The sequence below is a fragment of the Nonomuraea sp. NPDC004354 genome (genome assembly GCF_053602555.1).
Window position 1 is genome coordinate 207,875 of sequence record NZ_JBSGDV010000001.1, and the last position, 22,309, is coordinate 230,183.

Genomic DNA, 22,309 nt, shown 5'->3' on the forward strand with positions numbered 1-22,309 from the left:
TGGCAGCAATCAAGATCATCTTCTATAGTCGCTGCGTCTATGAGGGGAGGATGGGCGTGAGATCAGGGCGTCTTGCCGCGCTCGCCGTCATCCTCGTCGCGCTGGTCGCCGTCCCCCTGCCGCACGCGGCGACCGCCGACCCCGACAACAGGACCAAGCTGCGCCAGCTCACCAAGCAGGCGGCCGACCTCAACAAGGTCTACCGCGGCACCCTCGAGAGCCTCGAGGACACCAGGCTGGCCGCGAAGAAGGCCACCGACCGGGCGGGCAACCTCAAGGCCGCGCTCGCCGCCGCCGAGGTCGAGGTCAGCCAGATCGCGCAGACCACCTACATCCAGGGGCCGTTCGACGGCACCAGCCTGTTCTCCATCCCCGGTGAGCCGTACCAGGTGCTGGGGCAGGCGGCGAACATGACCTATCTGTCGGCCGAACGCACCTCCAAACTCGGCCGCATCAAGGAGATGGTCGCCAACGCCAACAAGGCGAAGAAGGAGGCCGCCGCGAAGATCGACGACCTCGAGCGCGACGTCAAGAAGATGCAGAGCAAGCGACGCGATATCGAGAAGCTGCTGGCCAAGTACGGCATCCAGCAGCCCGGCAACGCCAACGGCCTCACCTCGCGCATGATCTCGGTCCGCGAGGAGGTGATGCGCAACTTCCCGATGTTCTACGGCGTCGGCTGCCTGCGCGTCGGCGACCCCGGCGAGCACGGCAAGGGCCGGGCGTGCGACTTCATGATGAGCCCCGGCGGCACCATGGCCACCGGCGCCAACCTGGTCAGGGGCGACGAGCTGGCCCAGTGGCTGATCTCCAACGGGTCGCGGCTCGGAGTCATGTACATCATCTGGAAGCAGCGCTACTACGACGTGCGCACCGGCGGCGGCTGGGACATGATGTCCGACCGCGGCGGCGTGACCGCCAACCACTGGGACCACGTGCACGTGTCGGTGTTCTGAGCCGCGCCTGATCCGTTCGAGCCGCCCGCCGCGGCCCACCCGGCGGGACCGGGCGGGCCGGGCGGCAGGTGGACCGCACCCGCCGGGACCGGGCACCCGTCGGGCCGGGCGGGATGCGGGCCGTACCGCGTGGGACCAGCCGGTTCGGGCCGGGCGGGATGCGGGCCGCCCCCGGCGCGTGTCGGCTACGGGTGCGCGGTGCCGGAGAGCCGGTCCTTCAGCCAGTGGTAGGAGGCGCGGGGCGTGCGCCTGCCGGTGGCGAAGTCGACGTGGACCAGGCCGAAGCGCTGGTGGTAGCCCTCGGCCCACTCGAAGTTGTCCAGCAGCGACCACACGAAGTAGCCCCGCACGTCGACCCCCTCGTCCTGGGCGGCGCGGAGGGCGGCGAGGTGGCCGTCGAGGAAGGCGATCCTGGCCTGGTCGTCCTGCTCGGGATAGGAGCAGCCGTTCTCGGTGATGTAGATCGGCGGCAGCGCCGTGCCGTACCGGTCGCGCAGGCCCACCAGCAGCTCGCGCAGCCCGTCGGGGACCACCGGCCAGCCGAAGGCGGTGGTGGGGTAGCCGGTGATGCCGAGGTCGGTCCACGGCAGCGTGTCGTCGGTGGGGGCGCCGATCCGTGTGGGGTTGTAGTAGTTGATGCCGAGCCCGTCGAGCGGGGTGGAGATGATCTCCAGGTCGCCGTCGCGGACGCAGTCGAGGGTGACGCCGTAGGCCGACAGGTCGGGGTAGCGCCCCAGCAGCACGGGATCGTTGAACAGGCGGTTGTGCAGGGCGTCGTACGCGTCGCCCGCCGCCGCGTCCTGCGCCCACACGGGGGTGCAGTTGTTGGTCACCAGCACCTGCCGGGCGCCCGCCGCCCGCAGCGCCCCTACGGCCAGCCCGTGACCGAGCAGCTGGTGGTGCGCCACCGGCAACGCGTCGAGCATCAGCGCCCGGCCGGGCGCGTGCACCCCCATCGCGTAGCCGAACACCATGTGCACGAACGGCTCGTTGAGCGTGATCCACATCGGTACGCGGTCGGCGAGCCGCTCGGCCACGACCGCGGCGTAGTCGGCGAAGCGGTACGCGGTGTCCCTGTCGAGCCACCCGCCCCTGTCCTCCAGCGCCTGGGGGAGGTCCCAGTGGAACAGCGTGGGCACGGGGGTGATGCCGCGCTCGCCCAGGCCGTCCACGAGCCGGTCGTAGAAGTCGAGCCCCTTCGGGTTGACCGCGCCGGAGCCGTCGGGCTGGATCCTCGGCCACGCGATCGAGAACCGGTAGGCGTTGACGCCCAGGTCGCTCATCAGGTCGAGGTCCTCGGGCCAGCGATGGTAGTGGTCGCAGGCCACGTCGCCGGTGTGCCCGTCACGGGTCCTGCCGGGCTCATGGGAGAAGGTGTCCCAGATGGAGGTTCCGCGGCCGTCCTCGTGGACGGCGCCCTCGATCTGGTAGGCGGCGGTGGCCGTACCCCAGAGGAACATAACCGGTCATATTAGGCGATCAAGGAGCCGGAGTCGCGCGGCACGGCCGCCGGAATGGGCAAGGATGGGAGCATGACGACTACTCTGCGCCGCCGTCCCTCCCAACGCCGCAGCGCCGAGCGGGTCGAGCGGATGCTCGACGAGTGCGCCTCGCTCCTGGACGAAGTGGGTTACGACGGGTTGACCACCAAGGAGGTCGCCCGCAGGGCCGAGGTGCCCATCGGCACCTTCTACCAGTTCTTCCCCGACAAGCAGGGTCTGGTCAGGGCGCTGGCCATGCGGAACCTCGACAGGTTCCTCACCCGCGTCACCGACCGCATCGCGACGGCCGATCTCGCCCACTGGTCGGAGCTGTCCGACCTGGCGATCGACGAGTTCGTGGCGATGAAGCGCAGCACAGCGGGTTTCGCGGTGGTCGACTTCGGCGAGGTGCTGCCCACGCCCGGCGGTCCGGCCCTGCCGGGCACCAGCCACATGCTCGACGCGGCGACCGAGAACAGCGCCGTCGTGGCCGAGCGGCTGCGCGCCCTCGTCGTCGGCCTGTACGACAAGCCGGAGGGCGAACGGCTCGACCTGGCGCTGCGTGTCGCCGTCGAGGCCGCCGACGCCGTACTGAAGCTGGCCTTCAGCAGGAGCCCCGACGGCGACCCCGAGCTCATCGCCGAGTGCAAGCAGCTGGTCCGCCGCTACCTCGCCGGCCACCTCAGCACGGCGCGTCCAGCCGCGCCGTGAGCGTGTCGTCCAGCTTGGGCACGGCGCCGACCTGGAGGGCGCTCCGTGTCAAGCGGTTGACCTGGAGTGCACTCCAGGTGGAAGGATCGGCCGTGTGACCGTCTACACGCCCGCTGAGGTGGTCGAGGAGACCGGCTTCAGCCTCGACACCCTTCGCTACTACGAGAAGATCGGTCTGCTGGCCCCCGTCGACCGTAACGCCGCGGGGCAGCGCAGGTTCTCCGAGGACGACCTCGGCTGGCTCGGCACGATCCGGTGCCTGCGCGACACGGGCATGCCGATCGCCCAGATGCTGCGCTTCGCCGAGCTGGTGCGCGCGGGCGACCACACCATTCCCGACAGGATCGCGCTCCTGGAGGAGCACGACATCAGGGTGCGCGGCCAGATCGACAACCTGATCGAGCGCCAGCGCTACATCCAGCACAAGATTTCCTACTACCGCAGCGTGCTCTAGCCCCCGCTTGGGATTGCGGTTGCTAAACCGGGAGGTGTGACTCCTCCGCTCCCTGAAGGGAGCGGCTTCTCGCCAAGCCGCTTCCGCAGCCTCCCGAAGGGCGAGCCCCGCCCGCACGACGCCGATCGCCGTTCTCACGTCAGGGCGCGCCTCGTGACCGCCGCCTCGGAACGCGGCCCGGGCCACGGGGTTCACCTCTCCACGGTGCCCGGTCAGCGGAAGCGGGCAGTCCCCTCCGCGCGCGTCTGATGGCCGGGCCCCGGGCGAGACGGATGAACATCCCGCTGCGTCGCGCGGCGATGGTGTGCGCGGCGATGATGTTCGCGCTCCTCGCCAACGTCACCCTCATCCAGGGGTTCAGGACGGCGAGCCTCAACGCCGACCCGCGCAACCACCGCACGGTGATCTCCAAGTTCGCGCATCCGCGCGGCAAGATCCTCGCCCGTGACGGCACGGTCATGGCCGTCAGCCGCAGGACGAAGGACCCCAGCTATGCCTACCGGCGCGTCTACCCCGGCGGCGACCTGTACGCGACCGTCACCGGCCACGCCTCCCTGTACACCACCACGGGTCTGGAGCGGGCCGAGGACGACGCCCTGACCGGCAGCGCCCCGAAGGCGCGGGTGCGGGCCCTGGTGACGGACGGCATCAGCGAGGGCGCCGACGTGCGGACCACCATCGAGCCGCGCGCGCAGCGGGCCGCCTACGAAGGACTGGCCGCGACGGGACGGCGTGGCGCCGCGGTGGCGGTCAACCCCACGACGGGGGCGATCCTGGCGATGGTCTCCTACCCCTCCTACGACCCCAACCTCTACAGCACCTTCGACCCGGCCAAGCTGAGGGAGGCCGACGCGCTGCTGCACGCCGACCCGGGCCGGCCGCTGCTCAACAGGGTGCTCAACCAGAACTATCCGCCCGGCTCCACCTTCAAGGTCGTCACCAGCGCCGCCGCGCTGAACTCGGGGACCTACGAGGCGGACTCGCCCGTCGACGCGCCCAGCAGCCTGCTGCTGCCCGGCACCTCGACGTACCTGCGCAACGCCGGGGGAGCGGCGTGCGGCGACGGGCGCCCCCCGCTGGCCTACGCCTTCCAGATCTCCTGCAACACCGCCTTCGCCGCCATGGGCCTCGACATGGGACAGGACGCGCTGCGCCAGCAGGCCGAGGCGTTCGGGTTCAACGACGACACGCTGACCGTCCCGATGCCGGTCTCCATGAGCGTCTACCCCAGCGGTCTCGACCAGGCCCAGACCGCGCTGTCGGCCATCGGCCAGTTCGACGACAAGGCCACCCCCCTCCAGATCGCCATGCTGTCGGCCGCCGTGGCGAACGGCGGCGCGCTGATGCGGCCCTATCTCGTGGACGAGGTGCGCCTGCCCGACGGCTCGGTCATCGACACGGCCGAGCCGTCGCAGTGGCGCTCGGCGATGAGCCCGCGCGAGGCCGCGCAGCTCGCCGCGATGATGGTCAACGTCACCGAGGAGGGCGGCACCGGTACGGCGGCGGCGCTGCCCGGCGTGGTGGTCGCGGCCAAGACGGGCACGGCGGAGAACGCGCCGGGAGCGCGGGACCACGCGCTGCTGACGGCCTTCGCCCCGGCCGACAGCCCGCGGGTGGCGGTGGGCGTGGTGGTCGAGCGGTCCGGCTCCGGCGGCGACGTGGCCGCCCCGATCGCCCGCCGCATCATGCAGGCCCTCCTGGCCTGACCACCCGCACCGCACACCCGCCCGGCACGACGCCCCCGGCGATACCTGGCCCCGGCGACCCCGGCACGCACGCCCCTGCGGTACTCCGCCCCGGCCCCGACCCGCACGGGCGGCCCGGTCGGTCAGCGGTAGGCCTGCGCCTGGAGGTTGTAGAGGTCGGCGTAGAGGCCGTCCTCGGCCATCAGCTGCTCGTGCGTGCCCTCCTCCACCACCTTGCCGTGGTCGAGCACGTAGATCCGGTCGGCGTAGCGCACGCTCGCCAGCCGGTGCGTGATCAGCAGCACGGTGCGCCCGTCGGAGTGCCGGCGGATGCGCTCGAACAGCGCGTGCTCGGCCCTGGCGTCGAGCGCGGCGGTGGGCTCGTCGCAGATCAGCAGCGGCGCGTCGCGGTGGAAGCCGCGCGCCACCGCGATGCGCTGCCACTGCCCTCCCGACAGCTCCTGGCCGTCCTTGAACCGCCGGTCGAGCAGCGTGCTGTAGCCGTGGGGCAGCTCGGCCACGACCTCGTCGGCGCCGGCCACCTCCGCCGCGGCGACCAGCGCGGGCTCGCCCTTGTCGGTGCCCATCGTGATGTTGTAGCGGGCCGTCAGCGGCCACCTGGTGTGGTCCTGTGCGATGACGGCGGTGGCCAGGCGCAGCTCCTCGGGCGGCACCTCCCGCACGTCGAGCCCGTCCCAGCTGACGGTGCCCCCGTCCGGCTCGTAGAGGCCCGACAGGATCTTGGCGAGCGTGGTCTTGCCCGAGCCGTTCTCGCCGACGAACGCGATGACCTCGCCCTTGCCGACCCTGATGGACACCCCGCGCAGCGCCGGGCTGTCGGAGCCCGGATAGGTGAAGGTGATGTCCTCGGCCCTGATCTCGTCGAACGACCTGGGCGCGGGCGTGGGCCTCGGGTCGGCGATCCGCCGCTCGGCGTCGGCGCAGAAGTCGAGGAAGTCGGTGAAGTACAGGCCCTCCTCGTAGAGGCGGTTGGTGGCGTACATGAGGTTGCTCAGCGACATCTGGCCCTGCCTGATCGCCAGGACGGCGGTGCCGGCCACGGCCAGCGGCAGCGCCCCGACGGCCAGCAGCACGCCCAGCGCGACGTAGACCAGGCCGGTGCCGAGGCCGCCCAGCGCCTCGCCGACCAGCCTGGCCATCGTCTGCCTCCGGGCCAGCCGCAGCAGGACCTCCTGCTCGGCCCTGGCCACCGCGTCGTACATCCGCAGCAGGAAGCCGCGCATGGTGAAGGAGCGGACCTCGGCGGCGGGGGAACGGTCGGCGAGCAGCTCGGCGATGATCCACTTGCGCCTGCGGGCGGGGATCAGCGAGTACATGTACGAGTAGCGCATCCTGGCCGAACGCACCGCCGCCCACGCGTCCGGCAGCACGGCGAGGACCAGGAGCGGCAGCAGAACCGGGTGCAGGATGCCCAGCACGCCGGCCGCGGCGGCGATGCCGATGGCGGCGGTCATCACGTCGATCGCCGTCATCACCACCACGTCGGCCATGGCGACGCCGCGCACCCTGGCACGTTCCATCGCGTCGTGGAAGTCGGGATCGTCGTAGGCCACCAGCGGCACCCGGCTGGTCAGGCCGTACAGCCGCTCCTCGGTGAGCCGGGAGACCTGCGGGTCGAGCCGGGACTGCGCCCAGCCCGCGGCCGCCTGCGTCAGCGTGCGCAGCGCGGCGGCGCCCGCCACCACCGCGAGGCTCGGCAGCGCGGCCCACACCCGCTCGGGCGTGGGCCCCTCGCTGAACAGTGCTTCGAGGACGCCGGTGGTGGCCAGCAGCCCGAAGGCGGTGAAGATGCCGCCCGCGAGGTTGAAGCCGACGGTGGCCGCGGTGTCACGGGGGCTGGCCCGCCATGCCATCCGCATCGCCTGCCCCACGAGGGCGGGCAGCCGCCTGGCGATGGTCAGGAACCCGACCTCGGCCATCTTGTCGGTGTGGGCGTGCCAGTCGGAGAAGGAGATCTCGCCTAGTTCGAGGGGCTCGTCCGCCATACCTGGAGTGTGAACGGTGGCACCGACAATTTCCTACGGCTTTCCCGCCAGACCGTTCTGGTGCGCCGCGGGTGCCCGGGGGCGTACACAGGGGGCCGGTGCCTGACCATGCCGGAGCACATTCTCTACACATTGTTGACCCACACCGGATACATGCCCGAATGGCCATCTCGGCGCATGTGCCGGCGGCGCGCGCGGCCTAGCGTTGCCCTGTGATCGACCGGCGGCACACGCCTCGGCCCGGTGCTCCCGGGTGTACCCACACGCGGGAGAGCCGCCGGTCGATCCGTCGGGACGTCGCGTTCGCGTGAGGGTCCGGCCTCCTCGGAGGGGTGGAGGTCGTGGTCCGGCGGGCGCGGCAGCGGGCTCGAGTCGCGCAGGGCTCGAGCCCGCACAGCCTCCCTGAACGCCCGGCGTTCCGCACGGACCGGGCGCGGCCCGAGAGAGCGCTCCCCGACTATGCCGAGCTGTTACCCGCACATGCCTTGACGTCGCGGAGTGCGAAGTGGGTTGATTGCCCTACTGACAACGTTGTCACCCGACCGTGGCAAAGGAGCGGTGTGCGATGAGACGACGGTGGTTAGCGACGATCACCATGGCGGCCGTGCTCGGACTGACGGCCTGCGGGGGCGGAGGCGGCCCCGCGGCTCCGTCGGGCCAGGCCTCCGGCGCGGGCGGCGACGCGAAGAAGCAGGTGGAGGTCTTCTCCTGGTGGACCGGCCCCGGCGAGGCCGACGGCCTGAAAGCCATGAAGGAGATCTTCGAGAAGCAGAACGCCGGCTTCTCCTTCTTCGACGCCGCGGTCGCGGGTGGCTCGGGCGACAAGGCCAAGGCGCTGCTGCAGTCCAAACTCCAGGCGGACACCCCGCCTGACACCTTCCAGGGGCACGCGGGCGCCGAACTGCAGGGCTACATCAAGGCGGGCGACCTGGAGGACCTGACCTTCCTCTACGACGAGCTGAAGCTCAAGGACGTCTTCCCCGCACAGCTGGTCGAGCAGATCAGCTACCAGGGCAAGATCTACTCGGTGCCCGTCAACATCCACCGCTCGAACATCCTCTGGTTCAACCCGAGCGTCCTCAAGGAGGCCGGGGTCGCGGGCGCGCCCAAGACGATCGAGGAGTTCGTCGCCGCGCTGGAGAAGGTCAAGGCCAAGGGCAAGATCCCGCTGTCGATCGGCTCGGAGTGGACCGTCACCCACCTGATGGAGAGCGTGCTGCTCGGCTCCCTCGGCACCGACGGCTACAACGCGCTGTTCAAGCCGGGCGCCGACTGGGGCTCCCCCGAGGTCACCAAGGCGCTGGAGAACTTCAAGACGATCCTGTCGTACGCGGGTGACCCGCAGGACGACTGGCAGCCGGCCGCCGCGCAGGTGGCGGAGGGCAAGGCCGCCTTCAACATCATGGGCGACTGGGCCTACGGCTACTTCCACAACCCGCCGGACGGCGGTCTCGGCAAGAAGTCGAAGACCGACTTCGACTGGGCGCCCGCGCCCGGCACCGGGGGCACCTACCTGTGGCTGTCGGACAGCTTCACCCTCCCCAAGGGCGCCAAGAACAGGGACGGCGCGATCGCCTGGCTCAAGGTGGCGGCGAGCAAGGAGGGCCAGGACGCCTTCAACCCGAAGAAGGGCTCCATCCCGGCCCGCAAGGACGCCGACGCCTCCCTCTACACCGACTACCTCGGTGACGCGCTGAAGGACTGGTCGGCCGACAAGCTGGCCGGATCCATCCAGCACGGCGTGGCCGTCAACCAGCCGTGGCTCGCCGCCGTCAACGAGGCGGTCGGCCTGTTCATCGGCAGCAAGGACGTGGCCGCGCTGCAGAAGGGCCTCGTCGACGCCGCCGCCGCCAACGCCCAGTGAGGCCCTGGTGATGAGGCCCCGTGAGGCATCGTGATGGCTAGAAAAGGCGGGCCCGCCCTGCGGCGGGCCCGCGCCTGGTTGCCGGGCCTGCTGCTGGTGGCCCCCTCGATCATCCTGATCGGCGTGTTCGTGTACGGCATGCTCGGCTGGAACTTCAGCCTGGCCATGACCGACAAGCACGACGAGGTGTCGGAGGGCTCTTTCGTCGGCCTGCGCAACTTCATCGACATCTGGGACCTGCCCCGCTGGCACCTGTCGGTCAGCCACGCGATCCTGTTCACAGTCGTGTTCGTCGGCGGGGCGCTGCTGCTCGGCTGGTTCCTCGCCTTCCTGATGGAGAAGGGGATCAGGGGCGAGGGCACGTTCAGGGCGATCTACCTGTTCCCCATGGCGATCTCGTTCGTGGCGACCGGCATCGTCTGGCGCTGGCTGATGAACTCGGCCGAGGGCGAGCGGGCGGTCGGGCTGAACCGGTTGTTCGACGTGCTCGGGCTGCCCCAGTGGGCCTGGTTCAGGGACCAGGACTGGGGCATGGCCGCCATGGCCGTCCCGGCGATCTGGCAGATGGCCGGGTACGTCATGGCGCTCTTCCTGGCCGGGTTCCGCGGGATCCCCGAGGAGCTGCGTGAGGCCGCCCGGGTGGACGGGTGCACCGAGTGGGGCGTCTACCGGCACATCGTGCTGCCGCTGCTGCGGCCCGTGACGCTGTCGGCGCTGATCATCCTCGGGCACATCTCGCTGAAGACCTTCGACCTGGTCATGGCCGTGTCGGGCAAGCAGATCATCACCGACGTGCCCGCCGTCTTCATGTGGGTGGCGGTCTTCGACTCCCACGACCCGGCCAAGGGCGCGACCATCGCCTCCTACATCGTGCTCAGCGTGGCGATCTTCGTGATCCCTTACCTGATCTGGTCGGTCCGCAAGGAGAGGCGCTCGTGATCGTCCGCCGTGGGTTGCTGATCGCCTTCGCGGTCGTCTTCCTGATCCCCATTTACGTGCTGTTGGTCACCAGCTTCAAGCCGCTCACCGAGGCCAATCCCGCGCAGGCGTGGAACCTGCCGCAGGTGTGGACGTTCGAGGCCTGGCGGGTGGCGTGGGAGAAGCTGGCGCCGGGCATCTGGAACAGCGTCCTGCTGGCGGTGCCGGGATCGCTGCTGTCGTGCGCGCTGGGTTCCATGAACGGCTACGTGCTGTCGAAATGGCGCTTCCCCGGCGCGGACGTGCTGTTCACGCTGTTCCTGTTCGGGATGTTCATCCCCTACCAGGGGGTCATGATCCCGCTGGTGCAGCTCATGGTGAACCTCGACATCTACGGCGGGATCCCCGGCCTGGTGCTCGCGCACGTCGTCTACGGCATCCCGATCTGCACGCTGATCTTCCGCAACTACTACGTGACGATCCCCGACGAGCTGGTCGAGGCGTCCCGGGTGGACGGCGCCGGCATGCTGCGGACCTACTGGTCGGTGGTGCTGCCCGTGTCGGGACCCGCCGTCGCCGTGGTGATCATCTGGCAGTTCACCTCGCTGTGGAACGACTTCCTGTTCGCCGTCTTCCTCACCGGGCCGACGAGCTGGCCGACCACCGTGATGCTGAACAACATCGCCGGGGCGCAGGCCACGCCGTACAGCCAGCAGATGGCCGCGGCGCTGCTCGCCTCGATCCCGACGATGCTGATCTACCTGCTGCTCGGGCGGTTCTTCATGAGGGGGTTGATGGCGGGCGCGCTCAAGGGGTGAGCTCGCCGGAGACCAGCGCGTCGCCCAAGGGGGTGCGCGCGTAGACCACGCCGCGGCCCGCGCGGGCGCCGGTGACGAGGCCGGCCCCGCGCAGGGCCCCGACGTGCTCGCCGACCGTGCCGAGGGCCAGGCCCATGACGGCGGCCAGGTGCGTCGTGGTGGCGGGCGTGGCCAGCTCGGCCAGGACGCGGGCGCGCGTGCGGCCCATCAGGCGCGTCAGCCTCTCCAGGCGCGGGCCCGCGCCGGCCTGGGTCGCGCCCACGCCGCGCGCGGGATAGACCAGCGCGTACGGCCAGGCGTCGTCGAGGTAGGCGCCGACCCGCGAGCCGAACACCGAGGGCAGGAACAGCAGCCCCCTGCCGTTGAGGTCGCGTTTGACGAAGTCGCTGGTCAGGTCGCAGTCGAGCCCGCCGTCGCGCCAGCGGATCTGCGCGCTGAGGTCGTCGAGCGCGGCCGCCCAGCCGAACGTCGCCAGCCTGCCCGCCCGCCACACCACGTCGCGCTCCATCACGGCCTGGAAGCGCGGCCACTCGGGCAGGATGATCTCCCGCCACACCGCTTCGAGGGCGTCGGCGACCAGCCGTACGACGTCGGGGCCGGTGAGGGCCGCCCGCAGCGCGCGCGGGACTGGGATCCGCGCGATCTCCTCGTGGGCGCGCGCGAGCGGGGTGGCCCTGAGCGCGGCCAGCTCCGTGTCGAACGGCACGCTCACGCCGGTCGGCGGGGGCGCGATGAAGTCCACGTTCGCCGGCCCGAGGTTGCCGGAGATCGCCTGGACCAGCGGCAGCCCCGGCTGCCCCAGCCGCCGGTACGGCTCCCGCCACCGCGCGGCCCACGCCTGCAGCGCCCCGGCGCTCTCCCTGCCTTCGAGCACCCAGGTGGCGTGGAGGGTTTCCACGAGCGGCGAGATGGCGAAGCGGCTGGCGGCGATGTCCTGCGGGCTGACCTCGATCCTGATCACCTTTCGGATATTCCCGAATAAATCGTCATTTGTCGTGCCGGTGCCCAGGGTGAGCGCATGGAGCAGGCGACATTCCGTGACGTGTTCAGGGTCAGGGAGTTCAGGGTGTTGTTCGGCAGCTTCGCGCTGCTGATCGTCGGCGACGGGGTCAAGATGCTGGCCCTGTCGGTGCTGGTGTTCGAACGGACCGGCTCGCCCGGGCTGTCGGCGGCCGCCTACATGGCGGGCTGGCTGCCCTACCTCGTGGGCGGCATGTTCCTGCTATCGCTGGCCGACAGGCTCCCGGCCCGCGGCCTCATGGTGGCGGGCGAACTGGTCAGGCTCGTGGTGTGCCTGCTGCTGGCCTACGCCGGACTGCCGGTGTGGGCGATGCTGGCGCTGATCCTGGTCACCGGGCTGGTCCAGCCCGTCTTCGGCGCGGCGCGCAACGCCATGCTGCCGGACGTGCTGCCCGGCGACGCCTTCGTCCTGGGCCGGTCGCTGCTGGGGATGACCAGCGCGGGCGCGCAGATCGGCGGGCTGTCGCTGGGCGGCGGGATCCTCGCCGTGGCGGGGCCGGAGGGCGCGCTGGCGATCACCGCGGCCATCTCGGCGGTGGCGGCGCTCGTCCTCAGGTACGGCCTGCCCGCCGCGCCGGCGCGGGGCGGCTCCGGGCGCGGCACGGTGCGCACGACGCTGCGGGTCAACCGGACCCTGCTGGGGTCGCGTGGCGTGCGGGGGCTGCTGCTGGCGATGTGGGTGCCGCCGATGTGCCTGGCGGGCGCCGAGGCCATGGTCGTGCCGTACCTGACCGCGGCGGGGTCGGCGACGGGGGCCGGGCTGGCCCTCGCGGTGGCGGCGGCGGGAATGGCGGTGGGAGAGTTCGCCGTGGGCCGCTTCGCCGCGCCCGCGACGCGCGAGCGGCTGTCGCTTCCGCTGGCGGCGGCGATGGGGGTGCCGTGGCTGGCCTTCGTGGCGGAGCCGGGGCTGCCGGTCACCGCGCTGCTCGCGGCGCTGTCGGCGGGCTGCCTGGCCTACCAGCTGGGGCTGCAGCGGCACTTCCTGGAGGCGGTGCCGGAGCAGGTCAGGGGCCAGGCGTACGGCCTGCAGTCGGCCGGGCTGATGACCGGCCAGGCACTGGGGGCGGCGATGGTCGGCGGGCTGGCCGAGGTGGCCGGACCAGGGGCCGCGATGGCCGCCTCGGGCGCGGCCGGCATCCTCGCCGCCCTCGCCCTGTCCCGCACCCTTCGCCGCCCTGCCGAACCCCGGACCGCATCCACCCACGTCCACCGTTGACGAAGAAGGCGCCCACCGGCCTCCACCGTCAGCCCCCGCCCGGCCCGATCTCGCCCGATCCCCGCGCGATCAGCCGGACCGGCTGGATGACCCGCTCGACCGGCCCCCCGTTCCCCGCGATCCTCCTGAACAGCAGCTCGGCCGCCATCCTCCCCAGCCCCGCCGGGTCCTGCGCCACCACGGTCACCGCGGGATCCAGCAGGTCCGCCAGCTCGAAGTCGTCGAACCCCACCAGCGCGATCCGCCGCCCCTCCAGCGCCCGCAGCGCCGTGACCGTGCACCGGCCGTTGCCCGTGAACAGCGCGGTCGGCGGGTCGTCCATCCCGAGCCACCGGTCGAGCACCGCCCGCACCCTCTCGGGAGAGGGGTGGGCCATCGAGACCAGCCGCTCGTCCACCAGGTCGCCGAGCGCCTCCCGGTAACCGCGCTGCCGCTCGTCCGCCGTGAAGATCGTCGGACTGTCGCCCAGGAAGGCCACCCTCCGGTGCCCGTGCGCGAGCAGGTGCCGTACGGCCAGCCGCGCCCCGCCCGCGTTGTCGCACAGCACCGTGTCGACCTCCGGGCCAGGGCCGGCGGGCCGGTCGACGAAGACGGCGGGCGTGCCCGCGTCGAGCTCGGCCCGCAGGTAGGAGTGGTCGTTCCCGGCGGGCACGACGATGAGGCCGTCGACCCGGCGGGCGCAGAAGGTGAGCACGAGCTCCTTCTCCCGGGCCGGGTCCTCGCCGGAGGAGCCGCTGAGCACCAGGGAGCCGTGCTTGATCGCCACCTCCTCGACCGCCCGGGTCAACCCGGAGTAGAAGGGGTCGGCGACGTCCTCGATGACCAGGCCGATGCTCGACGTCCTGCCCTGGCGCAGCACCCTGGCGCTCTCGTTGCGGCTGTAGCCGAGCCGCTCGATCGCGGCGCGTACCCGCTCGGCGGTGGCGGTGTTCACGCCCGGCTCGTTGTTGACGACCCTGGAGACGGTCTTGAGCGCGACCCCCGCCTCCGCCGCGACATCCTTCATCGTCGGTCTCACACAGGGATCCTTTCCCACGCACGCCTGCTTGACAACGTTGTCAGCCGCCCCGCGTCCGGCAGGCCGCGACGGCATGACAGAGTGGGGCCCGCTATGTCGTTGAGATCCGCCCTCGTCGTCGCCGGGCTGGTGCTGGCCGCGCTCAACATGCGGCCCGCCATCGCAGGCGTCTCCCCCCTCCTCGACCAGATCATGACCGATGTGGGCCTCACTCCCGCGGGCGGGGGTGCGATCACCACCGTCATGGTGGTCTGCCTGGGCCTGTTCGGTCCGGTCGCCCCGCTGCTCGCCCGCCGGATCGGCCTGGACCGCACGCTGCTCGTCGCCCTGCTCGTCCTGGCCGCGGGCGTGCTGCTGCGCAGCCTGGACGGCGCGCCCGCCCTCTACACGGGCGCCGCGATCGCCGGCACCGCCATCGCGATCATGAACGTGGTCATGCCGGGCGTGGTCAAGCAGCACTTCCCGGCGAAGGCCGGCCTGCTCACCTCCGTCTACGTCTCGGCCCTGGTGGCCGGCGCCGCGGCGGCCTCCGCGCTGATGATCCCGCTCCAGCACCTCACCGGGTACGGCTGGCGCGGCGTCTCCGCCCTGGTCGCGCTGCCGGCCCTGGCCGCCGCGGCGCTCTGGCTGCCCCAGGCCCTCGGCGGGCGGGCGGCGCCCGCCAACGGCCCGCGGCCGTTCATGGCGCTGATGCGCAGCCCGCTCACCTGGAAGCTGACGGTGTTCATGGGCCTGCAGTCGCTGACCTTCTACGCGATGCTCGCCTGGCTGCCCACGATCTTCCAGGAGGCGGGCGTCCCCGCCGAGCAGGCGGGCTTCCTGCTGGCCGTCTCGAACCTCTCCCAGGTCGCCGCCACGCTCGCCGTCCCCGTGCACGCCGAGCGCCGGGCGTCGCAGGCCCCGCACGTGGCCGCCGCCGCGCTGCTGACCGCGGCCGGTTACGCCGGCGTGCTGCTGGCGCCCACCACCGTGCCGTGGCTGTGGATGATCGTGCTCGGTGTCGGTCAGGGCGCCTCGCTGGCGCTGGCGCTGCTCATCATCACGCTGCGCGCGCCCGACCCGTCGTCGGTGACCGCGCTGTCGGCCGTGGCCCAGTCGGTGGGCTACGTGCTGGCCGCGCTCGGCCCCCTGGTGATCGGGTTCCTCCGGCAGGCGTCGGGAGGGTGGACCCTGCCGTTGCTGGCCGGCCTCGTCGCGTGCCTGATCCAGCTGGCCGTCGGGATCCGCGCGGGACGGCCTCTGCTATCTTAGGTAAGGCTTACCTTTACGAGGAAGGGCCTTGCCGTGCCGCTCGCGGAGTTGACCGGGGTGCTCGAGCGTGTCGCCGCCGAGCGTGGTGGTGTGCTGGGCGTCGAGCCGGGTCTCGTCATCGACCCCGACGCCTCGTGGACGCCGCTCAGCGAGCTGACGCGGGCGCCGTACACCCTGCTGGGCGGGCTGGTCGAGCAGACCGCGGGCCGCTACGGCGCCCCCAGGCACGTGGGCGCGGCGCTGCTGTGGAAGGCGCTCGGCTACTGGCTGACCTTCCCGATGGCGGTCGGCTGGGCGCTGAACCGGCAGGTGCCCGTCATGCGGTTCGAGGACACCTACTTCAAGCCCTCCGACGCGGGCGTGACGATCGCGGCCACCTCGGTGTCGGTCGTCGGCAGCGCCGCGGCGATCGGGGCCGCGCTCCTGCAGGCGCACGAGCCGCTGGTCGACGCGATCAGCGTCCAGGCCAGGGTGGGCAGGCGCACGCTGTGGGGCTCCACGGCCGAGGCGTTCGCGCACCCGATGACCGCGGTGGTCCAGGGTGACTACATGGGCCTGCTGCGCGCGATCGGGCGGCCCGTCGACGGCCTGCTCGAACAGACCGCCGACGGCTACCGGCGCAGGACCTGCTGCCTGTGGGTCACGCTCCCTGAGGCCGAGCCGTGCGCGACGTGCTGCGTGCTGCGGGAGGCGTGCGCGGCCTGAGCTCAGGCCACCTCCTCCATGACGCCGCTCGCCGGGGTCTCGTCGATGGGGCGCAGCTCGTCCGCGTAGCTCACCGAGACCCTGCGCATCAGGCCCGTGTCGTCGATGGAGTACTGCCCGAGCCGCCACAGCGGCGGGGAGTAGGCGTGGATGGACACGCTCCGGTCCACCGCCCCCGTCAGCCGGTGGATGTGGTCGGGCCCGAAGTGGAACGACTGCCCCTCGGCGACGACGGTCTCCAGGTGCTCGCCGCCGATGCGCGGGTTGCACTCCAGGAGCCCGCCCCGCACCACGTGCACCGCTCCGGAGGAGATGTCGTGGTCGTGCCAGCCCGTGTCATCCTCGGGACGCCAGCAGAGCAGCCACACATCGACATAGGCGTCGCGGTAGAGCGAGGCGTAGTGCCGGCCGCCGTCGGCCGGGAACGCCACCTGGTCCTGCCATTGGGCAGGGTTCGCGGCCAGGTCGTCGACCAGATCGCGCAGTTCCCGCCGATCGAGCGTGCGGGCGGGAAGGTTGGTGCTCACGGGCGTTTACTCCTCTCGTCCCATTCGTGAGAACGTGGCTGCTGCCGCTCTCCTGGCCGGAGGCGGCGAAGGGGCCGACGACGCGTCTCCGGACAGCAGGCGACGCGGGTTGGTGACCCTGATGGCGTGGGCGGCCGCCAGCCCGATGCCGGGGCCGTCCTGGAAGGCGGTGGCGTACGGCGCGTCCGAACCGTTCACCACCACGTCGATGCCGAGCTCGCGGATGATCGCGTCGATCGCGCGCGGGCCGTAGGACGAGGTCTCCACGAACAGGTCGGGGTCGACCCGGCCGCGGCCGCCGCCCCTGGCGATGAGCCGCTCGGAGTGCAGCGGCGCGAGCCCGGCCAGCAGCGCGAAGCAGACGCGCAGGCGCGGGTGCCGCGGGCGCACCACGGCGCGGAAGTGGTGCCAGGCGGCGTGCATCTGCTGCACGTACGGCACCAGCGCGGGCCACCAGCCGGGCCGGTCCTGCTCGGCGGCCGCCGGTCCAGGGTGGACGAACAGCGGCAGGTCGCGCGCGGTCAGCACCTCGAGCAGGCGGTCGTCGGGCGCGGCGGTCGCCGGGATCTGCAGCCCGTGGAAGCCGCGGTCGAGGTCGGCGGCCAGCCGGTCGGGGTCGATCTCGCTGTGGCAGGTCGCCGCCCACGCGCCGAACGGCTCCGGCAGCTCCAGCGCGCCCTCGTGGTAGGCGTCGATGAGCGGCCATGCCTCCTCGGGCGGCAGCGACTCGATGCCGAGCGGGCTGGACAGGGACACGAGCGCGAGCTCGAGCCCCGCGGTGTCGCGCGCGGCGTGGTCGGCCGGGTTCACCTCGTAGGGCGGCTCGCCGTCGAGGATCAGCGTCCACCCGTCGAGGTACGGAGGCGTGGCGCGGGCGCGGAGCGCGTCGACGAACGACGGGGTCCACAGATGCTGGTGCACGTCAATGCTCACGGCCACACCTCCCTCTATTTCCTACTGAGAATACAGGTAAACCCTGGGTCCTGCTTGTGAAGCGATTCAGTGATGCGATTCAGTGAACCGCTTCACCCCCGTTCCTGTCAATGCTGAGTAGGCTTGGCGAATGGCCAGAAAGCGAGCGACCATCAAAGAGGTCGCGCAGGCGACCGGCCTGTCACCTGCCGCCGTCTCCTACGCGCTGCGCGGCCTCCAGGTCTCCGAGGAGACCATGGAACGCGTCCGCGCGGTGGCGGCCGAGCTCGGCTACGAGGCCGACCCCATCGCCCGAGCGCTGGCCAGCGGCCGTACCGGCATGATCGGCCTGCTCTGTGGCTCGCTCGAGGACCTGTGGCAGCAGTCGCTCGCGGTCGGCATCAGCAGGGGCCTCAGGGAGAAGGACCGCTACGCGCTGATCCTCGACGCGGTCGGCGACCCGGGCCGCGAGCGGGTGCTCGCCCAGCAGCTGCGCGACCAGCGCGTCGACGGCCTCATCGTGCAGCCCGTCGACCCCGCCGCGCCGTTCTGGGCGGACCTGTGCGAGTCGGTGCCGGTCATCGCCATCGGCGACGGGCTGCCCGGCACGGCGGGCGAGGTGGTCTTCGACAACCGGCACGGCGTCACCCTCGCCCTCGAACACCTGAAGCAGCTCGGCCACCGCAGCATCGCCGTGCTCACCCCCACGGGCGCGCGCACCCCCGACCGGCCCGCCGACGTCCACGCCAGCGCCGAGGCCGACCGGCTCGGCCTCGACATCGAGGTGGCCACCGCGCCCCACGGGCTCGCCGGCGCCACCGAGGTGGCCCACCAGGTGCTGGCCGGCGGGCGTCACACGGCCGTGTTCTGCTTCTCCGACTCCATCGCCTACGGTGTCTACGCCGCCGCGGCCGAGCGGGGCATCGCGGTGCCCGGCGAGGTGTCGGTGATGGGCTACGACGACCATCCCATGTCGGGCCTGCTCACCCCCGGCCTGACCACCGTCGACTGGGACCTCGACGGCATCGTCCGCGCCGCCGTCCGGCTGGTGGCGGCGGCGGCCGACGGCGCGGTCCGCCGCCGCAGGGTCGTCCAGCAGCCCACGCTGCGCGAACGCGGTTCGGTGCGCCGGATCACGGGCTGATCAGGCGGAGCTCCGCCCTGGCCGCCTCGAGGTCGGTGTCGAGCGGCCGGTCAGGTTCGCCGGGCGCGGCGCGCTGCGCCAGCGCGCGCTCCGCGGCGACCAGCTCGCAGGCCAGCACGATCTCCAGCGGCTCCACGCAGCGCAGCGCGGCCCGCGCCGCCTGCGTGGCGAAACCGGCGTGGTCCTCGGCGCCCCGCGAGATCACCGCCGTGCCGGACGTCACGGGCGCCGACAGCAGGCGCAGCTCGGCGAGGGCGTCCTGGGCGACGTACTCCAGGATCATCGCGCCCGACTCGCCCAGCCGCCCGGACAGGAAGGGAAGCAGCCCGGTATAGGCGGGCTCCATGAGCGTGGCCAGCCTGGCGGTCGCCAGCTGCGCGGCGGGCACCAGCGCCGCGCGTATCGCGTCGAGAGCCAGGGCGATCGGCGCGGAGTGGAAGTTGCCGTTGTGCCAGGCGCGCCCGGCGCCGACCAGGGGGTTCTCGGTGGCCGCGTTGAGGTCGACCTCGACCGCTCGTTCCGCCCGCGCCAGCGCGTCGAGCGCCGCCCCGTGCACCTGGGCGAAGGCGCGAAAGCCGTACGGATCCTGGATCCTGGCCGCCTCACGCGCCGCGAGCAGCCCGCGCAGCCGGTCGGCCACCTCCGCCTGCCGCGGCTGCGGCCTGGCCGCGTGGACGGCCGGCGCCAGCGGCTCCACCGAGGCGTCCACCGCGGCGAACGTGCGCGCCGCCACCCCGACCGCCGCCTCCAGCAGCAGCCGCACCTCGTGCAACGCGAGCGCCGCGTCCGCCAGCGTGGCCGCCCCCGAGCTGATGAACGGCAGCGCGTCCACCGGCGAGAGCGCGAAACGCGGCCCTGGGCCGGGCCCCCGCCATTCCCGCTCGCCGAGCAGGCACAGCGCGGTGGTCGCCAGCGCGGTCAGGTCGCCGGTGCCGATCGCGCCGTACGTGCGCACCGGAGGGGTGTGGCCGGTGTTGATCGCCTCGGCGAGAACCGGCAGCAGCGCCGGATCCACGCCGGAACCGCCCGCCAGCAGCTGGTTCAGCCGGACGACGAGCATCGCCCTGGCCCGCTCGGCCGGCACGAGCGGCCCGGCCCCGCCGGCATGGCTGCGCAGCAGGGCGAGCCCGCCCTCCTCCACCGAGATCTCCTTGTTGGCACCGACCCCCGTGCTCCGGCCGTACACGGGCCCGGTCAGCGACTGGGCCGTACGCCAGGCGGCCCGGGCCCGATCGAGTGACGCGATCGAGACCGGGCCGCCGGCGGCCACCCGCGCGCAGGTGAGACCGCTGCCGTCGAGCTCCATCAGTCAGGCAGGATCAGGCTGAGCACCCAGCTCACGATGGAGACCACGATCGCGGCCCAGAACGCGGGCCAGAATCCGGAGACATGGAAGGGGACGTCGAGCTGGTCGGAGATCCAGCTCGTCAGAAGCATCAGACCGGCATTGACGACAAGGGCGAACAGCCCCAGCGTCACCACGTAGAAGGCACAGCCGATGGTCTCGATGATCGGCTTGATCACGGCGTTGATCAGGCCGAAGATCAGCGCCACCACCAGCAGCGTGCCCCAGTACTGGGCCGTGCCGGGTGGTGTCGTGATCGCCACCCCGCTCACGAGCTGCGTGGCGACCCAGAGGGACGCGGCCACGACGAGAACTTTGATGATGAGCTTCACGCCACAGGATCCTCGCACTTTCTGATCGGCGATGCGATAGAGGCGCAAGCAGGCGCGGCACGGCCGGTCCCACCGGCGGGCCGAAAAGGATCTCCGGCGCCGCGTCCGGGCGGACACGGACACCACGCGCCCGTCGATCGCTCCACGGAGTCTTCGGGAAGCGTTATCGAGGTGACATCGCGGGGAAGGCCCCTCCTGTGGAGGGAGTGACATGGACACGGAAGAACTCGAGACGCTGACGGCGAGCGAACTGCACGAGCGGGCGGTCCGCTATGCCGTACGCCACGGCGACTTCGCGTTCATCTGGGACCTGCTCAAGGCGATCCCCGCCGCGGAGGCGGCCACCGGTCACCATGGGGAGGTCGTCAACGACCTGAGCCACCTGTCCGCCCTGCTCAGTGATGCCATGGCCTCAGGGCAGGGTGAGCTGGGAGAGGCGCTGAAACCGCTCTACGTCGAATACCTGTCGAAGCATCCCGACGCCTAGCCCGGTCAGCCGGCCAGACTGGTCTCCATGCCGTGGCCGGTGAAACCGGGCGTCGTCGTCGCGCGCCCATCCGCCCCGACCACCATGGTCTGGTACGGCTGGGCCGCGGCGAGCTCCCCCGCGAACCGCCTGGCCCGCGCCGTCCCCATGGCGTGCATGGCACCGGCGTACGCCCCGGCGGCCGCCAGGTCGGGGCCGACCACGCACACCCACGACCTTCCCGGCCCGCTGTACTCCTCGCCGCCCGCGGTGGCCACGGCCGCGTCGTGGGCGAACAACACCCTGGTGGTGACCCCGTCGTAGGGGTCGCGCACGCCCACGCGCCAGGAGCGTCCCGGCGAGGACGAGCCGCGCACCCGCGTCCCGCTGCCCGCGGTCACCCGGTGGTCCACCGCGCCCGCGCTGGCCAGGGCGCGGGACAGCCGCTCCACCGCCCAGCCCCGCACGTAGACCATCGGGTCCAGCCGCCCGTCGCGGCGGCTGTCGAACCAGCCGCCGGTCGCCTCCCTCAGCTCCTCGCACCGGTGCAGGACCTCGACCACCTCGGGGATCTGCGCGATGGTCCGCCCGCTGTTCAGCCGGGCGATCTGGCTGCCGTCCACGTCGGGATGGAAGGTGTCCTCCACCCAGCGCAGCCACGCGAACGCGTCGTCCAGCAGGGGCGTCAGCTCGCGTTCGGGCAGCGCCGTGCGGATGTCCACGCACACCGGCAGGTTCATCACCATCTGGACTCGGGTGGCGCCAGGAAAGGTCATACAGCCACCGTCCCACGGCACGGATAACGCTCGGCTAAGCCCTTTACCTGAGCTTGGTCAGCGCGCCCCTGACATAGCGGACGAAGGCCCGCGGGCCGTACACCTGGACCGTGCGCTGGGAGATGTCCGGCACCAGGCGGCGCAGGCCCGAGGCGCTGACCGCCTCCTTCGCCCGGGGATCGTGCTCGGTCCCCTCCACGAGCACCACCGGCACGCCCAGCTCGCGCAACTCCCGCGCCTGCTCGGCCTCGCGGGGGTCGCGGGCCCGGTAGAGAACCAGCGTGCTGGCCGGATCCTTGACCCTCGCGGCGATCGCCGCCGCGCCGACCCCTTCGGCGATCAGCAGCGTCGACCCGCTGGGGGCGGGCCTGCGCTCCCACAGCAGCACGGCCAGCGCCGCGCCGTACAGGAGGAAGGCGGCCACGCGGCTCGGCCCCGTCACGGTCGCGGGAGCGGCCAGCTGGTAGGCGACGAGCAGCGCGCCCGACAGGTAGGCCGCCCACCTGAGGCTCGGATGCGGCCGCTCCCGACGGTTCCAGCGCGCCGCCACCAGGCCGAGCCCCACCAGGACGGCGGCGCCGACATGGGCGGTCGGCAGCCACGGGAAGCTCCATGCGGGGTGAACCGCTCCGAAGTGTCCCACTATCGCGCCAGACCAGAAGAGCACCGTACTGGTAGTCATAGAAACGACGGTCTGGGACTTA

22 protein-coding genes are annotated in these 22,309 nt (G+C 72.0%); 12 read left to right on the forward strand and 10 right to left on the reverse strand.

Going from position 1 to position 22,309, the window contains the following annotated elements:
* The first annotated feature begins 50 nt into the window (after nt 1-50).
* The gene (locus ACWENQ_RS00915) at nt 51-956 is read left to right on the forward strand and encodes a coiled-coil domain-containing protein (RefSeq protein WP_449929433.1); all 906 of its coding nucleotides are present in this window, start codon (nt 51-53) and stop codon (nt 954-956) included.
* A 185-nt stretch (nt 957-1,141) separates the two neighbouring features.
* On the opposite strand, the gene ACWENQ_RS00920 is transcribed toward ACWENQ_RS00915, so the two are convergent.
* Nucleotides 1,142-2,416: a GH1 family beta-glucosidase gene (locus ACWENQ_RS00920; RefSeq protein WP_449929357.1), complete on the reverse strand. Its 1,275-nt coding sequence runs from the start codon at nt 2,414-2,416 to the stop codon at nt 1,142-1,144.
* Nucleotides 2,417-2,488: 72 nt separating this feature from the next.
* On the opposite strand from ACWENQ_RS00920, the gene ACWENQ_RS00925 reads away from it, so the two are divergent.
* The 3 genes from ACWENQ_RS00925 to ACWENQ_RS00935 all read left to right on the forward strand — a co-directional run bounded on the left by ACWENQ_RS00925 (nt 2,489) and on the right by ACWENQ_RS00935 (nt 5,308).
* Nucleotides 2,489-3,148: a TetR family transcriptional regulator gene (locus ACWENQ_RS00925; protein ID WP_449929359.1), complete on the forward strand. Its 660-nt coding sequence runs from the start codon at nt 2,489-2,491 to the stop codon at nt 3,146-3,148.
* Nucleotides 3,149-3,242: 94 nt separating this feature from the next.
* Nucleotides 3,243-3,602, forward strand: coding sequence for a MerR family transcriptional regulator (locus ACWENQ_RS00930; RefSeq protein WP_354921949.1), 360 nt, complete (start codon nt 3,243-3,245; stop codon nt 3,600-3,602).
* Between the two features lie 272 nt (nt 3,603-3,874).
* On the forward strand, nt 3,875-5,308 hold the full coding sequence (locus tag ACWENQ_RS00935; RefSeq protein WP_452412497.1) for a peptidoglycan D,D-transpeptidase FtsI family protein: 1,434 nt from the start codon (nt 3,875-3,877) through the stop codon (nt 5,306-5,308).
* A gap of 122 nt (nt 5,309-5,430) precedes the next feature.
* Here ACWENQ_RS00935 and ACWENQ_RS00940 read toward each other — a convergent pair whose 3' ends face one another.
* Nucleotides 5,431-7,293: an ABC transporter ATP-binding protein gene (locus tag ACWENQ_RS00940; protein ID WP_354921943.1), complete on the reverse strand. Its 1,863-nt coding sequence runs from the start codon at nt 7,291-7,293 to the stop codon at nt 5,431-5,433.
* 565 nt (nt 7,294-7,858) lie between these two features.
* On the opposite strand from ACWENQ_RS00940, the gene ACWENQ_RS00945 reads away from it, so the two are divergent.
* Genes ACWENQ_RS00945 through ACWENQ_RS00955 form a run of 3 tightly spaced genes read left to right on the forward strand, consistent with a single transcriptional unit; the run spans nt 7,859 to nt 10,893 of the window.
* Nucleotides 7,859-9,157, forward strand: a complete 1,299-nt coding sequence (locus ACWENQ_RS00945) for an extracellular solute-binding protein (RefSeq protein WP_449929364.1) — start codon at nt 7,859-7,861, stop codon at nt 9,155-9,157.
* A gap of 33 nt (nt 9,158-9,190) precedes the next feature.
* The gene (locus ACWENQ_RS00950) at nt 9,191-10,096 is read left to right on the forward strand and encodes a carbohydrate ABC transporter permease (protein WP_452412499.1); all 906 of its coding nucleotides are present in this window, start codon (nt 9,191-9,193) and stop codon (nt 10,094-10,096) included.
* Entirely contained in the window at nt 10,096-10,893 is a 798-nt protein-coding gene (locus ACWENQ_RS00955; RefSeq protein WP_354922019.1) for a carbohydrate ABC transporter permease, read from the forward strand. The genes ACWENQ_RS00950 and ACWENQ_RS00955 overlap by 1 nt, the downstream gene beginning before the upstream one ends.
* Here ACWENQ_RS00955 and ACWENQ_RS00960 read toward each other — a convergent pair.
* Nucleotides 10,883-11,854, reverse strand: a complete 972-nt coding sequence (locus tag ACWENQ_RS00960; RefSeq protein ID WP_354921938.1) for a winged helix-turn-helix domain-containing protein — start codon at nt 11,852-11,854, stop codon at nt 10,883-10,885. The two genes, ACWENQ_RS00955 and ACWENQ_RS00960, sit on opposite strands and share 11 nt — an antisense overlap.
* A 57-nt stretch (nt 11,855-11,911) precedes the next feature.
* Here ACWENQ_RS00960 and ACWENQ_RS00965 point away from each other — a divergent pair, with 57 nt between their 5' ends.
* The gene (locus ACWENQ_RS00965; RefSeq protein ID WP_449929368.1) at nt 11,912-13,129 is read left to right on the forward strand and encodes an MFS transporter; all 1,218 of its coding nucleotides are present in this window, start codon (nt 11,912-11,914) and stop codon (nt 13,127-13,129) included.
* Between the two features lie 28 nt (nt 13,130-13,157).
* Here ACWENQ_RS00965 and ACWENQ_RS00970 read toward each other — a convergent pair whose 3' ends face one another.
* The gene (locus ACWENQ_RS00970) at nt 13,158-14,147 is read right to left on the reverse strand and encodes a LacI family DNA-binding transcriptional regulator (protein WP_452412500.1); all 990 of its coding nucleotides are present in this window, start codon (nt 14,145-14,147) and stop codon (nt 13,158-13,160) included.
* A gap of 93 nt (nt 14,148-14,240) precedes the next feature.
* Here ACWENQ_RS00970 and ACWENQ_RS00975 point away from each other — a divergent pair, with 93 nt between their 5' ends.
* Nucleotides 14,241-15,398 (forward strand): MFS transporter, encoded by a 1,158-nt coding sequence (locus ACWENQ_RS00975; protein ID WP_452412501.1) that lies wholly within the window; start codon nt 14,241-14,243, stop codon nt 15,396-15,398.
* Between the two features lie 33 nt (nt 15,399-15,431).
* Nucleotides 15,432-16,103, forward strand: coding sequence for a hypothetical protein (locus tag ACWENQ_RS00980; protein ID WP_452412503.1), 672 nt, complete (start codon nt 15,432-15,434; stop codon nt 16,101-16,103).
* 2 nt (nt 16,104-16,105) lie between these two features.
* Here ACWENQ_RS00980 and ACWENQ_RS00985 read toward each other — a convergent pair whose 3' ends face one another.
* On the reverse strand, nt 16,106-16,630 hold the full coding sequence (locus tag ACWENQ_RS00985; protein ID WP_449929375.1) for a cysteine dioxygenase: 525 nt from the start codon (nt 16,628-16,630) through the stop codon (nt 16,106-16,108).
* A gap of 6 nt (nt 16,631-16,636) precedes the next feature.
* Nucleotides 16,637-17,563 carry an amidohydrolase family protein gene (locus ACWENQ_RS00990; RefSeq protein WP_452412504.1) on the reverse strand — a complete coding sequence of 309 codons (927 nt, stop codon included), beginning with the start codon at nt 17,561-17,563 and terminating at the stop codon, nt 16,637-16,639.
* A gap of 130 nt (nt 17,564-17,693) precedes the next feature.
* Here ACWENQ_RS00990 and ACWENQ_RS00995 point away from each other — a divergent pair, with 130 nt between their 5' ends.
* Nucleotides 17,694-18,686, forward strand: a complete 993-nt coding sequence (locus ACWENQ_RS00995) for a LacI family DNA-binding transcriptional regulator (RefSeq protein WP_449929379.1) — start codon at nt 17,694-17,696, stop codon at nt 18,684-18,686.
* Here ACWENQ_RS00995 and ACWENQ_RS01000 read toward each other — a convergent pair.
* Together ACWENQ_RS01000 and ACWENQ_RS01005 are read right to left on the reverse strand one after the other, a co-directional pair.
* Nucleotides 18,676-19,992 (reverse strand): aromatic amino acid lyase, encoded by a 1,317-nt coding sequence (locus tag ACWENQ_RS01000; protein WP_452412505.1) that lies wholly within the window; start codon nt 19,990-19,992, stop codon nt 18,676-18,678. The genes ACWENQ_RS00995 and ACWENQ_RS01000 overlap by 11 nt on opposite strands.
* Complete coding sequence (locus ACWENQ_RS01005) at nt 19,992-20,363, reverse strand: phage holin family protein (RefSeq protein ID WP_354921916.1); 372 nt, start codon at nt 20,361-20,363, stop codon at nt 19,992-19,994. The genes ACWENQ_RS01000 and ACWENQ_RS01005 overlap by 1 nt, the downstream gene beginning before the upstream one ends.
* Nucleotides 20,364-20,574: 211 nt before the next feature.
* On the opposite strand from ACWENQ_RS01005, the gene ACWENQ_RS01010 reads away from it, so the two are divergent.
* Complete coding sequence (locus tag ACWENQ_RS01010; protein WP_354921913.1) at nt 20,575-20,850, forward strand: hypothetical protein; 276 nt, start codon at nt 20,575-20,577, stop codon at nt 20,848-20,850.
* A 5-nt stretch (nt 20,851-20,855) separates the two neighbouring features.
* Here the strand turns inward: ACWENQ_RS01010 and ACWENQ_RS01015 are convergent, their stop codons facing one another.
* The gene (locus ACWENQ_RS01015) at nt 20,856-21,605 is read right to left on the reverse strand and encodes an FAD:protein FMN transferase (protein ID WP_452412506.1); all 750 of its coding nucleotides are present in this window, start codon (nt 21,603-21,605) and stop codon (nt 20,856-20,858) included.
* Nucleotides 21,606-21,648: 43 nt separating this feature from the next.
* Nucleotides 21,649-22,287 carry a hypothetical protein gene (locus ACWENQ_RS01020; RefSeq protein WP_452412507.1) on the reverse strand — a complete coding sequence of 213 codons (639 nt, stop codon included), beginning with the start codon at nt 22,285-22,287 and terminating at the stop codon, nt 21,649-21,651.
* Nucleotides 22,288-22,309 lie beyond the last annotated feature (22 nt).

What these genes read in the sequence shown, in the direction of transcription:
- ACWENQ_RS00915 (WP_449929433.1), top strand. Translation starts at nt 51, where the DNA reads ATGGGCGTGAGATCAGGGCGTCTTGCCGCGCTCGCCGTCATCCTCGTC.
- ACWENQ_RS00920 (WP_449929357.1), bottom strand. Translation starts at nt 2,416, where the DNA reads ATGTTCCTCTGGGGTACGGCCACCGCCGCCTACCAGATCGAGGGCGCC.
- ACWENQ_RS00925 (WP_449929359.1), top strand. Translation starts at nt 2,489, where the DNA reads ATGACGACTACTCTGCGCCGCCGTCCCTCCCAACGCCGCAGCGCCGAG.
- ACWENQ_RS00935 (WP_452412497.1), top strand. Translation starts at nt 3,875, where the DNA reads ATGAACATCCCGCTGCGTCGCGCGGCGATGGTGTGCGCGGCGATGATG.
- ACWENQ_RS00940 (WP_354921943.1), bottom strand. Translation starts at nt 7,293, where the DNA reads ATGGCGGACGAGCCCCTCGAACTAGGCGAGATCTCCTTCTCCGACTGG.
- ACWENQ_RS00945 (WP_449929364.1), top strand. Translation starts at nt 7,859, where the DNA reads ATGAGACGACGGTGGTTAGCGACGATCACCATGGCGGCCGTGCTCGGA.
- ACWENQ_RS00950 (WP_452412499.1), top strand. Translation starts at nt 9,191, where the DNA reads ATGGCTAGAAAAGGCGGGCCCGCCCTGCGGCGGGCCCGCGCCTGGTTG.
- ACWENQ_RS00965 (WP_449929368.1), top strand. Translation starts at nt 11,912, where the DNA reads ATGGAGCAGGCGACATTCCGTGACGTGTTCAGGGTCAGGGAGTTCAGG.
- ACWENQ_RS00975 (WP_452412501.1), top strand. Translation starts at nt 14,241, where the DNA reads ATGTCGTTGAGATCCGCCCTCGTCGTCGCCGGGCTGGTGCTGGCCGCG.
- ACWENQ_RS00995 (WP_449929379.1), top strand. Translation starts at nt 17,694, where the DNA reads ATGGCCAGAAAGCGAGCGACCATCAAAGAGGTCGCGCAGGCGACCGGC.
- ACWENQ_RS01000 (WP_452412505.1), bottom strand. Translation starts at nt 19,992, where the DNA reads ATGGAGCTCGACGGCAGCGGTCTCACCTGCGCGCGGGTGGCCGCCGGC.
- ACWENQ_RS01010 (WP_354921913.1), top strand. Translation starts at nt 20,575, where the DNA reads ATGGACACGGAAGAACTCGAGACGCTGACGGCGAGCGAACTGCACGAG.
- ACWENQ_RS01015 (WP_452412506.1), bottom strand. Translation starts at nt 21,605, where the DNA reads ATGACCTTTCCTGGCGCCACCCGAGTCCAGATGGTGATGAACCTGCCG.
- ACWENQ_RS01020 (WP_452412507.1), bottom strand. Translation starts at nt 22,287, where the DNA reads ATGACTACCAGTACGGTGCTCTTCTGGTCTGGCGCGATAGTGGGACAC.